The organism is Roseovarius sp. CAU 1744, assembly GCF_039839345.1.
GTDB lineage: Bacteria > Pseudomonadota > Alphaproteobacteria > Rhodobacterales > Rhodobacteraceae > Roseovarius.
Genome location: NZ_JBDOQV010000011.1, coordinates 184,288 through 195,769, shown reverse-complemented (window position 1 = coordinate 195,769; position 11,482 = coordinate 184,288). Strand labels below are relative to the sequence as shown.

The window sequence follows — 11,482 nt, the reverse complement described above, 5'->3', positions numbered from 1 at the left end:
CCACCCCGGCCGCCAGGGCGCGCTGCTGCCGCCGATCGTGGTCGACCGCGTGCCGCATGAGAGCGCGCTGGTGATGGAGGAAACCTTCGGGCCCATCGTGCCGATCGTGCGCGTGCCGGATGATGACGACGCGGTCATGCGGATCTCCAACGGCACCCCGTTCGGCCTCAGCTCGGGCGTCTGCACCAACGACCTCAACCGCGCCATCGCCTTCATCAACGGCCTCGACGTCGGCACCTGCAACATCTGGGAACAACCCGGATACCGCATCGAGACCTCCCCCTTCGGCGGCATCAAGGACTCAGGCAACGCCGTCAAGGAAGGCGTCACAGAAGCCATGAAGTTCTTCACAAACCTCAAAACATACTCCCTACCATGGCCACGGTAACACCTGATATCTCCCTGGACTGCGGGCCCGGTACTTGTGGGCCCGCTTTTTCCCGGACCTGACAACCCAGATGATCATCCTTGCCTTCCTGACCCAGCTTTTCGGCGCGACCATGCTGCTCTTGTTTGCAATCCGAATGGTACGCACCGGCATTGAGCGGGCATTTGGCGCGCATTTCCGCAGGCTCGTGACCTCAAGACGGGGGCCTATCCAGCTGATCCCGCTGGGTGTGATGCTGGCGATCCTTCTGCAAAGTTCGGCGGCCGTCACGCTCCTGGTGGCGGGCTTTGCGGCTGGCGGCACAATCGCGTTTGTGCCGGCACTGGCCCTGGTGCTTGGCGGGGACCTGGGATCGGCCCTGATCATTCAGGTGTTGTCGCTGAAGCTCGACTGGATGGCGCCGCTTCTGCTGGTGACCGGCGGCATTCTGTTTCTGAAGACCGAGCGCCGCGCGTTGCGTCAGGCCGGGCGCATCATCTTGGGCATCGCCCTTATCTTGCTCTCGCTGGACCTTCTGCGCGAGACGATGGGCCCCATTCGCGACAGTTCGTTCCTGCCGGCGATGTCCGCCTATCTTGAACGCGACTTTCTGACCGCGTTCATCGCGGGGGCGACGCTTGCGTTCGTCATGCATTCGTCGGTCGCGGCAATCCTGATGTGTGTGACGGTGGTGGCCATCGGCGCATTGCCATTCTCGGTGGGCATATCCCTGGTGCTGGGCGCAAATATGGGCTCCGCGCTCATTCCCGTGTGGCTCAGCCGTGGCTATTTACCGGACGCCCGGCGCATTCCCTTGGCAAACCTTGTGATCCGGGGAACGGCAGCCTTGGGTGCGGTGATGGTTCTCAACGGATTTCAGGCGCAACTGGAGGATTTCTCAGGGGCTGGGGCCCAGAATCTTGTCCTGTTGCATATCGCCTTCAATGCGGCTCTGCTGGTCATCCTGCCGTTCTGCAGATTCCTGGAAAAACCTGTGGCGGCCTTACTGCCGGGTGAGGATTCCGAAGCCGTGGAACATGACAATCCGGCCTATCGGTCCGTTCTTGTGAAAGGAGAGGCGCCGGCAATTCCGCAGGCCCTGGCCAATCTGCGCCGCGAAGTCTTGCGCATGGCTGGCATCGTCGGCGACATGTTCGATCCGGTGATGAGGATCTACGCTGCACCGGATGCGCACAGGGTAAAAAGCATCAATAAGCAGGATGAAGTCGTCAATGCAACCCTGGATGGTGTCAGAAGCTATGCGGCGGCGCTTCCGGCCGAGAAACTGTCGCGCGCTCAGCGAAAAGACCTGAGAGCGTTGGTGGATTACGCAATCGCATTGGAAGCCGCCGGAGACATCATCGTCAAACGCCTGTTGCCGCTGGCAGGGGAAATGCACGCAAGCGGCCAGAAATTCAGCCCATCCGGCCGCGGTGAACTGGCCTATATTCATGAATTGGCCGCTGGCAACCTTACCCTGGCGACCAATGTTCTGATTGGTTCGGACATAGAGGGCGCGCGCCTCTTGCTGGAAGGCAAAGCGGAGATGGGGCGTATCGAGCGGAAAAGCCGCAAACGCCATCTAAAGCGGCTCAGCCAGGGAGATGTCGATAGTCTCGAGACAAGCGATAAGCATGTCGAAACCGCCTACCTGATGAAAGAGTTCAATTCCTGGATCGTCTCTGTCGCGCACCCGATTCTGGATCGAGAAGGCCAGCTGTTGGAGACGCGTCTGGTTCCTGAAACGACGCCCGGCCAGATCGCCGAATAGCCGGGTCGATTGGATCAAAGCCGGGTGGAGCCGTGCAAGATTGCGCGTTAAGAGCCGTCCGATAGGTCCCGTGTGCAACGGCCCTCGAACACAAGGTCGTGCCAGCACGGGCTCGAATCCTTCATGCGCAGGAAGCCCGCGTTTTCACCGTTCCTGAAATACTCAAAATGCGCTTACCTTCACGCCATTTGACCGGGCAACGCTTGCGGCGCGGCCATCAACGCCGCCTGAGCACACCCGGCCCTTCTGCCTAGTTGATTGTCGTCGCCAGCCCCTCGGGTTTGCCGGTGACCACGAAGGTCAGGTTTTCCGGGGCCATCAACTTCTTGGCGACACGATTGACGTCTTCCAGCGTGACGGCGTTCACCATGTCGTTGCGATTGGCGATATAATCGGTGGGCAGGCCGTCCAACTGCATTCCGACCGCAATATTGGCAATCGGCCCGTTGCCATCAAAGCGCAGCGGGTAGGCGCCGGTCAGATAGGTCTTGGCGTCGCTCAGTTCCGCCGCGGTCACGCCTTCTTCGCGGATGCGGGTCCATTCGGCGCGGATCACCTCGATCGCCTCCGCCACGCGGTCATTCGCCGAGGCGACCGAACCCACCCAGAGCTGCGCATTATCCATGTCCAGCAGGTACGAATAAACGCCATAGGTCAGCCCGCGTTTTTCGCGGACTTCGGTCATCAGGCGGCTTTCAAACCCGCCCCCGCCCAGGATGTGGTTGAGGATGTAGGCGGCAAAGAAATCCTCGTCATCGCGGTCGATACCGGGCTGTGCGAACGTCACCACCGATTGCGGGGTGTCGAAATCAACCACCTTGATACCACCCGGCAGGTTTGGAGTTGCATCCTTGGGCAGCGGCGCGCCGGTTGCAGGCAGATCGCCCAGCAGATCATCCAGCAACGCCGTAAGCTCTTCGGCGGTGATATCGCCCACCGCGCTGACATAGAGCCGGTCGCGCGCCAGGGCGTTTCCATGTGCAGTCAGGAGGTCTTCGCGGGTCAGGGCCGTCACGCTCTCGACCGTGCCGGTGCGTGAACTGCCATAAGGGTGATCGCCGAAGACCAGCGCGTCAAAGGCACGGGCCGAAATATCCCGCGGGTCCTTTTCGTCGGACTGGATGATGGAAATTACCTGCGCCCGCACCCGGTCAATATCCGTCTGCTCGAAACGCGGCTCGACCAGGCTGGTACGCAACAACGCCGCCGCCTCGGCGCGGTTCTCCGTCAGCATCTTGGCGGAAACCGAAACACCGTCATCGCCCGTGTTATAGGAAAACGACGCGGCAAGCCCTTCGACCGCACGGGCAAAGCCCTGCGAATCCAGATCGCCCGAGCCCTCCTCCAGCAGCGCCATCATCAGGTTCGTGGCCCCCCGCTTGCCGGGCAGGTCCAGCGCCGCACCGCCGCGGAACCGCAGCTCAAGCGCCACGAAGGGAATCGAATGTTCCTCGACCAGCCAGGCATTGATGCCACCCGGGGTCGTCAGTTCCTGAATTTCGACCTCGGCCCGGGCGGGCAGCGCGGCGATCAGGGCCGTGAAGGCAATTACGAAACGGATCATTGGCTCACCTCCGGGGCGCGCAGCCAGCCGGTGACGGCATTCCTGCGGTTAAAGACCTTTTTCGCGACGGCCATGATGTCCTCCGCCGTGACCGCCTGCAGGATGCCGGGCCAGTCCTGCACGTCCTGCACTGTCAGCCCCTGCGCCAATGACCGGCCATATTCGTTGGCAATCGAGCCGACATCGTCCTGTTCGTAGATCAACGAGGCGCGAATCTGCATCCTGATCCGGTCCAGCTGCTCGGCATCGATCCCGTCTTTCATGAAATCGGCGATCACCTGGTCCATCGCCTGCTCGGCCTCTTGCAGCGACACGCCGGCGGTCGGCACCACATAGAGGTTGAACGTCGTGTCATCCAGCGACAGCCCGCCATACCAGGCGCCGCTCTGCACGGCGATCTGGGAATCGAATTGCAGTTTCTCGGTCATGACGGATGTTATCCCGCCGCCCAATATCTCTGCCAGCATGGTCAGTGCCGCCGCCTCTTCCTGTGCGCCGCTGTCCCGTTCCGGCGCCAGGTAGGACCGCGCGACATAGGGTTGGGCCACGCGCGGATCCTCGAACACCATGCGCCGCTCGGCCATCTGTTCGGGTTCCTGTGCGCGAATGCGTTCCGGCAGGTCGGGATTGGCGGGGATGGCGCCGTAATATTCCTCGGCCAGCGCCCTGACCCGGTCCGGCGATACATCGCCCGCCACGACCAGTATCGCGTTATTGGGCGAATAGTAGGTGCCGTAGAACGACAGCGCGTCCTCCAGTGTGAGCTCGGTCATTTCGTGACGCCAACCGATGATCGGCACGCCGTAGCGGTGATTGAGGTACTGCGCGGCGCTCATCTGTTCGCGGAACAGGGCCGCGGCGCTGTTTTCGACCCGTTGGTTGCGCTCCTCGATGATCACGTCCCGTTCGGTCAGGATTTCCTGCGGACCCAGCTGGATATTCTTCATTCGGTCGCTTTCCATCCGCATCATCAGTTCCAGCCGGTCAGCAGCGACGCGCTGGAAATAGGCGGTATAGTCATAGCTTGTGAACGCGTTGTCGGTACCGCCATTGCGCGCAACGGTGGCCGAGAACTCACCGGGGGCCAGCGTCTTGGTGCCCTTGAACAGCAGGTGTTCCAGGAAATGCGCAACCCCCGATTCGCCCGGCGGCTCATCCGCCGAACCGGCGCGATACCAGACCATATGCACCGCCACCGGTGCACGGTGATCCTCGATCACCACGACCTCCATGCCGTTTTCCAGCGTGAAACTGCTGACCTTTTCGTTGGCCAGCGCCGGCAGCGCGGCAGCGATGAAGACGACGGCGGCAATCAAATGGCGCATTCAGACTCTCCTCCTGGCCCGGAACCGGGCTTTGGGACAAAAGATACGAGTCCCGCGCCCCGGTTCAAGACCGGCTTGCACAAACTTGACGGGGATGTGAGATCAGGACAGACAGCCGCTGCGTTTCCCGTTCACTCTTATTCCTCGGGCGGCGCGGATGGCACGGTGATCCCGGCCCGGCGCAGACGGCGGAACTCGGCATCGCCATCCAGCCACTGGCGCTTGTAGGCGTTGGTATAGTCATCGACCGGACCGATATTGAAGATGTTGACCCGGCCGTGCCGGCGCCGGACCTGGGCGTCTTCGTTGCTCAGCGTCTGGCGGATTCCCGGCGTGACACCATAGCGGCTGGCATGGCGCACAAGGCCGGCATCGGTGGCCGGGATGCCCGCCGTCGCCAGCGCGGCCGCGTTCCCGCCCAGTGCCGCGGCGCTATCGGCAAGCGGATTCTGATCGGTCAGGTTCGATCCGCCCGGTGTCGGCGTCGGCAGCGCAGAATAGCTTTCGGGGGCCTGAAGCGGTTTGCCGGGAATGATCGTGAATTCATCCGGGCCGTCGCCCGTCTTGGGGATCCGCCTCAGCTTCTTGTCCTTGTTGCCGCAGGCCGCAACCAGCCCCAGCATCAGGATCACCATCAAAACGCGCGATAAACTCATCGCCCCTCTCCTGCACCATTTCGGTTCGGTTTATCGCATAGCTTTGCCAAGGTCACGAGGGCTTTTTGTCCGACGTGAACACGATCAGCCCGAGGGCCCCGGCGAAAACAGCTATATCGGCCACGTTGAAGGCAAACGGATTGTCGATACCGCAGCAGGACATGTTCAGAAAATCCGCCACCGCACCGTAATACAGCCGGTCGATGACATTTCCAAGCGCGCCCCCCACCAGCAGCCCGGCGGCGATTTCCTGCCAGCGATTGGTCTGGCTGCGCGCCATCCAGATCAGCACGGCAATCACAATGACCAGTGCCACCGTGATCAGGATCCAGCGGTTGGTTTGCGCCAGGCCGAAATTGATGCCGGTATTCCAAGCCATCCGAAAGTTGAGGTATGGCGGCAGAACATCGATACGCAGAACCTCCCTGAGGTTCAGCAAATGGACCACCCAGTACTTGCTGGCCTGATCCAGCAAAATAATCGGGAGCGCCGCCCAGAATGCCCGCCGCATCAGTTGCCCCTAGTGCCGGAAATGACGCATGCCGGTCAGCACCATCGCCAGGCCGGCCGCGTCGGCGGCGGCGATCACCTCGTCGTCGCGCATCGATCCGCCGGGCTGGATGACCGCGGTCGCACCCGCCTCTGCCGCGGTCAGCAGGCCATCGGCAAAGGGAAAGAACGCGTCTGACGCCACGACGCTGCCCTTGGCCAGCGGCGCGGGCAGGCCAAGCGCCTCCGCCATGTCCTGCGACTTGCGCGCAGCGATCCGGCAACTGTCCACCCGGCTCATCTGACCGGCGCCAACACCCACGGTTGCGCCGTCCTTGACATAGACAATGGCATTGGACTTCACGTGTTTCGCCACTTTCCACGCAAACAGCATGTCTGCCATTTCCTGACCCGTCGGCTGACGTTTGGTCACGACCTTCAGGTCCGACAGATCAACATGCCCGTTATCCTTGTCCTGCACCAGATACCCGCCCGAGACCTGCCGAAGGGTCAATGCCGCCTCGCGCGGGTCCGCAAGGCTGCTGGTCGTCAGCAGGCGCAGGTTCTTCTTCTTGGCAAAGATACTCACGGCCTCGGCATCGGCCCCCGGCGCGATCACCACTTCGGTGAAGATTTCGCTGATGTCTTGCGCCGTTGCCGCGTCCAGCGGCTGGTTGAGCGCGATGATCCCGCCAAAGGCCGAGGTCCGGTCGCAGTCGAACGCGCGGCCATATGCCTGTTGCAGCGTCTCTCCACGGGCCACGCCGCAGGGGTTGGCATGCTTGATGATCGCGCAGGCCGGACCCTCGGCCGGGTCGAACTCGCTGACCAGTTCGAACGCCGCGTCGGTGTCGTTGATATTGTTGTAACTCAGTTCCTTGCCCTGCAGCTGCGTCGCCGTGGCCACGCCCGGGCGGGCCGACCCGTCAGTGTAGAATGCCGCGGATTGATGCGGGTTCTCGCCATATCGCAGGGTCTGCGCCAAGGTTCCGGCCGCTGCCCGGCGGCGCGGCGCGTCCACGCCGATCGCGCCCGCCATCCAGTTGGATACGGCCGCATCATAGGCCCCGGTCCGCGCATAGGCGGTCTGTGCCAGGTGCCGGCGAAAGGCCAGCGTGGTCTGCCCGCCATTGGCGTCCAGTTCGGCCAGCAACGGTTCGTAATCCTCGACATCAACCACCACGCTGACAAAGGCGTGGTTCTTGGCCGCCGCCCGGATCATCGCCGGGCCGCCGATGTCGATATTCTCGATGCAGGTGTCATAATCGGCACCCTTGGCGACGGTTTCCTCGAACGGGTAGAGGTTCACCACCAGCAGGTCGATGGCGCCGATGCCGTGGGCCTCCATCGCCGCGACGTGATCGTCATTGTCCCGCAGGGCCAGCAGGCCGCCATGCACCATCGGGTGCAGGGTCTTGACCCGGCCATCCATCATCTCGGGGAAGCCGGTGATATCGGCCACATCGCGCACGGCCAGCCCGGCCTCGCGCAACGCTTTCGCCGTCCCGCCCGTCGACAGCAATTCGACCCCGCGTTCGGCCAGCGCCTTGCCCAGTTCGATCAGGCCGGTCTTGTCGGAGACGGAAAGAAGCGCGCGGCGCAGGGGGGCGAGGTCGGTCATGTGGCAGCAGTCCTGTGATCCTATGGTCAGTCAGGTGACCTGATAGAAGCTATGCGCAGCGCATACAACACGAGACCGCCACCACGGTTCCGTATTTGCCCGAAGTTTCGGATGTGGCGTTTTTTTATACACATTGAATATTGAGAATGGCCGCTTTGATCCCAGTACGGGCTTTGCCCCGCGCGGAATCAACGCCGAAGGCCACTGCTCGAAGGATCATGAACCACTGTTTCGTCCGCTTCGCGGCACCTCCTGCAAACCGGTGGTCAAATCACCTTACTCGTCGGCCACCGGTTCCAGCGCGTCCTGTTTCAGGTCTCGAATGCTGATTGGCGTGTCCTGCGCCTTGGCGAGCGACCACCGGATCCGGCTTGCGTATTCCATGGCCACGCCCGAAAGGACCACCTGTTTGGTCGCGCGCGGTTTGAGACGGGTTTTTTCGAGGTAAACACTGACATCCAGCGACAGTTTCATCGCGCCATCAATGCGGAAGATCCACATCTCGCCGGATTTCAGCGCCATCGATACCGCCCTGCCGCCCAGATCGACCGCCGCATCGACATCCGGGTGCAGGTGAAACCGGATGTCGTAGGGAACGCCCTGCAGCCCGCAGGTTTCCATCGCCTTGTCGAACTGTTTCTGCTGGGTTTCGTTAAGCGCGATCAGCATGTCCTCGCCGGCGATGCCGCGGCCGTCGAAGGTCATCTCGATCTTGCGCACATGGGTCAGCCCGAACGTGCCGGCATACCCGTCATGTGCCCCTTCGAACCGCAGCCCGTCGGGGGCCTGGCTGACCTGTACCGGCACGTCGCGCGGCGCTTCGGTCAGCCATTCTTTGCTCAGGCTGCCAGTGCCCAGACGCGCGCTGGACCGCCCCGCCAGCACCAGCGTCGAATGCGATGGCGTCGCCCGCCCGGCGCGCCGCCAGTCCCGGCCAAAGCTGGCGCCGGAGCCGCAGTTGACGATCAGCGGCCGGCGCCCGGATGTCAGTTCGAACGCCAGGGTCGAGGCGTGCCCGTTGGCCGAGGCCTTGCCCGCCGGCGGCGCAGCCGCATCAACGATCACGCTGGTGCGTCCCGCGCTCAACCGCGCATAGCCCATCGACAGCCCGTCGGGTTGGCGCGTCTTGATCCCGCTGGAGGCCAGCGCGTTGTCCAGCCGCCCTTCAAGCCCCCGCCCGCCACCGTGAAACCGGGCCAGGCCACCATCGGAATGGCGCAACGTCCGCAGCGTGGGGGCGATCCGTTCAATGGCCTGCCAATGATCCTTGCCCGGCGTCCGACCGGTCTCGGCCAGCGCCACGGCGGCCCAGTTCAGAAGCGTGAACACCTCCAGCAGATCCTCGGGGTTGCGGGTGGGCAACCCGCCTTCGGTGCCGATCTGGGTCCGGCATTCCTGGGCCAGCGCCTTGATCGCGGGCTCCACATGCGCCTCCATCCCTTCCAGCGACAGGCCCGCATAGACCAGCCCGGTCAGCGCTTCGAACCGGGCCAGGCCGGGCCGGGAGGCGCGCCAGCGGCGGCCCAGAAAGATCGTCTGCTGTGCCAGTGACCGGTAGAACGGCCCCGTGACCGCCGCATCGTTGCGCCCCAGCATCACGAACAGCGCGTGGTTGATCCAGCGGATCAGGCGGCGTCCGGTCAGTTCGGGCGTCCAGCCCGGCCCACGCCCGTTGCCATAGCGGTCGATCCACCCGCTGACCCAGTCCTGCGCCCTCTGGCGGGCGGGGGCGTCACCCGCGGCGGCCAGATCGTCCAGCCAGACAAACCCGTGCAGTTCTTCTTCGAATCCCGGATCGGGGCTGGGCAGATCCCAGATGCTGGTATCGGGCTGCTGCACCAGATGTCCGGCAAAGACGAAATTCCCCGCCGACAGCTGCCGCCCCCGGGCAAAACTGCCGATGGTGCGCGGCTCGGGCTGCTGGACGAAGGCGGTCGCGGGCCGGGTGCGCGCCGCACGCAGCGCCTGCACACGGTCCATCATCCGCGTCCACTGGAGCGTCAGGTTTTCCGAATTGAACATTACCTTGCCTCAAAACGCTCTTTCCGGCGCCGTTGGCGGCAGTATAGCGCCTGCCCGCCATTCGTCACGCAAAGATTGCGGCCAAAGGGAGGATCGGCACTTAGCGGCGCAGGCAGGCGATGTAGAACCCGTCCATGCCGCCCTGGTCGGCCCAGTAATCCGGGCGCAGGCGCAGACCGCCTTCCTCGGTGATCCAGCGGGGCTCGATCCCCGGCAGATCCAGCGCGGCAGGGTCGGTTCTCAGGCCCGCGTGCCGCGCCAGCGCGTCCTCGACCTGGCACTCGCCCTCATCCGGCAACAGCGAACAGGTGCAATAGATCAGCCGCGCGCCAGGTTTCAGCAGGCTGACCGCGTGATCGATCATCCGCGCCTGCAGGTCGATCAGGTCGGCAAAGTCCGATCCGTCCTTGGCATGGGGCAGGTCGGGGTGCCGCCGGATCGTGCCGGTGGCCGAACAGGGCGCATCCAGAAGGATCGCGTCATAGCTGCCTTCGTGCTGCAGGACGTCGTCGATCACGCAGGCCGCGTCCAGGCCGGTGCGCCTGAGGTTCTCGTCGACCCGTCGCATCCTGCGCTCGGATATATCCACCGCCGTCACCACCGCGCCGGCCGCGGCCAGTTGCAGTGTCTTGCCGCCCGGTGCCGCACAGAGATCAACGATCTTCTCGCCGGATTTCGGCGCCAGGATGCGCACGGGCAGGGCCGCGGCGGCGTCCTGCACCCACCAGTCGCCGGTCGCGAACCCGGCCAGCGCCGAGACCTGGCCGACATCCCGCACCCGGATCGACCCGGTCGGCAGCAGCGTACCGCCCAGCCGGTCGGCCCAGCCCGCGGCATCGCCTTTCACCGTGATGTCCAGCGGCGCACCGGCGAAATGCGCCTTTTCCATCGCGTTGACCGGGTTCGCCCCCCAGGCCGCGACCAGCGGCTCTCGCAGCCAGGCAGGCAGGCGCGGCAAGCGCAGGTCATGCCAGGGTTTGCCCGCGCCATCGGCCATCTTGCGCAGCACCGCGTTGACCAGCCCCTTGAGCTTGGCATGGCGGCGATCATTGCCCACCAGTCCCACCAACTCGTTCACGACGCCATGCGCATCGCCGCCCATGCACAGCTCGACCGTGCCAAGGCGCAGGATGTTGCGCACATGCAGCGCGGGCGGTTTACGCAGCTGGCGGCTCAGCAGCCGATCGGCCCTGTCGAGGCCGCGCAACGTGTCATTGGCCAGCCGCTGCGCGCGTGCCCGGTCCGGCGGCGGCAGGCGATCCAGCTTGCCCGCTGCGATCAGGTCCGACATCAGCCGGCCCTCGCCCAGCACCTGATCCAGCAAGTAGACCGCCGAGCGGCGGGCAGAGTGAGATGGGGTGGACATGGGCATTTTCCTTGGCGGCGGGCTGCGCGCGGCATATATCAGGGGCAGATGTGCAAAGAAAGCCCGGTGATGACCGACAAAACCAACGATCTTCCCCCCGAAGCGCGCCGCGCCCTGGCCGAGGCCGAAGAACGCCGCAGGAATGCCGAGGCGTTGGACCTGCCTAAGGAGCTGGGCGGCCGCAAGGGCCCCGAACCTGTGCGCTACGGCGATTGGGAGAAGAAGGGCATCGCGGTCGATTTCTGACCCGCAAGCAGCGCCCGCAAGACCAAACCCGCCAACCGGTCCGCCATCGCGGAAA

The 11,482-nt window shown here is 64.0% G+C and carries 10 protein-coding genes; 3 read left to right on the top strand and 7 right to left on the bottom strand.

Annotated elements, in window-relative coordinates:
• Positions 1 to 388, top strand: a 388-nt coding sequence (locus tag AAFO92_RS20650; RefSeq protein WP_347538465.1) for an aldehyde dehydrogenase family protein, incomplete at its 5' end; no start/stop codon positions are given.
• Between the two features lie 70 nt (positions 389 to 458).
• A complete protein-coding gene (locus AAFO92_RS20645) occupies positions 459 to 2,138 on the top strand; it encodes a Na/Pi cotransporter family protein (protein WP_347538463.1) in 1,680 nt (559 codons plus the stop codon).
• A 250-nt stretch (positions 2,139 to 2,388) separates the two neighbouring features.
• On the opposite strand, the gene AAFO92_RS20640 is transcribed toward AAFO92_RS20645, so the two are convergent.
• The 7 genes from AAFO92_RS20640 to AAFO92_RS20610 all read right to left on the bottom strand — a co-directional run bounded on the left by AAFO92_RS20640 (position 2,389) and on the right by AAFO92_RS20610 (position 11,181).
• Positions 2,389 to 3,702, bottom strand: coding sequence for a pitrilysin family protein (locus AAFO92_RS20640; RefSeq protein WP_347538461.1), 1,314 nt, complete (start codon positions 3,700 to 3,702; stop codon positions 2,389 to 2,391).
• A complete protein-coding gene (locus AAFO92_RS20635; RefSeq protein ID WP_347538459.1) occupies positions 3,699 to 5,027 on the bottom strand; it encodes a pitrilysin family protein in 1,329 nt (442 codons plus the stop codon). Before AAFO92_RS20635 ends, AAFO92_RS20640 begins: the two co-directional genes overlap by 4 nt.
• Before the next feature lie 137 nt (positions 5,028 to 5,164).
• The gene (locus tag AAFO92_RS20630; RefSeq protein ID WP_347538457.1) at positions 5,165 to 5,683 is read right to left on the bottom strand and encodes a DUF3035 domain-containing protein; all 519 of its coding nucleotides are present in this window, start codon (positions 5,681 to 5,683) and stop codon (positions 5,165 to 5,167) included.
• Between the two features lie 52 nt (positions 5,684 to 5,735).
• Positions 5,736 to 6,194 carry a signal peptidase II gene (lspA, locus tag AAFO92_RS20625; RefSeq protein ID WP_347538455.1) on the bottom strand — a complete coding sequence of 153 codons (459 nt, stop codon included), beginning with the start codon at positions 6,192 to 6,194 and terminating at the stop codon, positions 5,736 to 5,738.
• Positions 6,195 to 6,203: 9 nt separating this feature from the next.
• Entirely contained in the window at positions 6,204 to 7,793 is a 1,590-nt protein-coding gene (gene purH / locus AAFO92_RS20620) for a bifunctional phosphoribosylaminoimidazolecarboxamide formyltransferase/IMP cyclohydrolase (RefSeq protein ID WP_347538453.1), read from the bottom strand.
• 276 nt (positions 7,794 to 8,069) lie between these two features.
• Entirely contained in the window at positions 8,070 to 9,815 is a 1,746-nt protein-coding gene (locus tag AAFO92_RS20615; protein WP_347538451.1) for a heparinase II/III family protein, read from the bottom strand.
• Between the two features lie 100 nt (positions 9,816 to 9,915).
• Positions 9,916 to 11,181, bottom strand: a complete 1,266-nt coding sequence (locus AAFO92_RS20610) for an RsmB/NOP family class I SAM-dependent RNA methyltransferase (protein ID WP_347538449.1) — start codon at positions 11,179 to 11,181, stop codon at positions 9,916 to 9,918.
• Positions 11,182 to 11,250: 69 nt separating this feature from the next.
• Here AAFO92_RS20610 and AAFO92_RS20605 point away from each other — a divergent pair, with 69 nt between their 5' ends.
• Entirely contained in the window at positions 11,251 to 11,427 is a 177-nt protein-coding gene (locus tag AAFO92_RS20605) for a DUF1674 domain-containing protein (RefSeq protein WP_347538447.1), read from the top strand.
• Positions 11,428 to 11,482 lie beyond the last annotated feature (55 nt).

Bases quoted from the DNA above. Each gene is read 5' to 3' on its own strand.
- AAFO92_RS20605 (WP_347538447.1), top strand. From the start codon at position 11,251: ATGACCGACAAAACCAACGATCTTCCCCCCGAAGCGCGCCGCGCCCTG.
- AAFO92_RS20610 (WP_347538449.1), bottom strand. From the start codon at position 11,181: ATGTCCACCCCATCTCACTCTGCCCGCCGCTCGGCGGTCTACTTGCTG.
- AAFO92_RS20630 (WP_347538457.1), bottom strand. From the start codon at position 5,683: ATGAGTTTATCGCGCGTTTTGATGGTGATCCTGATGCTGGGGCTGGTT.
- AAFO92_RS20635 (WP_347538459.1), bottom strand. From the start codon at position 5,027: ATGCGCCATTTGATTGCCGCCGTCGTCTTCATCGCTGCCGCGCTGCCG.
- AAFO92_RS20615 (WP_347538451.1), bottom strand. From the start codon at position 9,815: ATGTTCAATTCGGAAAACCTGACGCTCCAGTGGACGCGGATGATGGAC.
- lspA (WP_347538455.1), bottom strand. From the start codon at position 6,194: ATGCGGCGGGCATTCTGGGCGGCGCTCCCGATTATTTTGCTGGATCAG.
- purH (WP_347538453.1), bottom strand. From the start codon at position 7,793: ATGACCGACCTCGCCCCCCTGCGCCGCGCGCTTCTTTCCGTCTCCGAC.
- AAFO92_RS20640 (WP_347538461.1), bottom strand. From the start codon at position 3,702: ATGATCCGTTTCGTAATTGCCTTCACGGCCCTGATCGCCGCGCTGCCC.
- AAFO92_RS20645 (WP_347538463.1), top strand. From the start codon at position 459: ATGATCATCCTTGCCTTCCTGACCCAGCTTTTCGGCGCGACCATGCTG.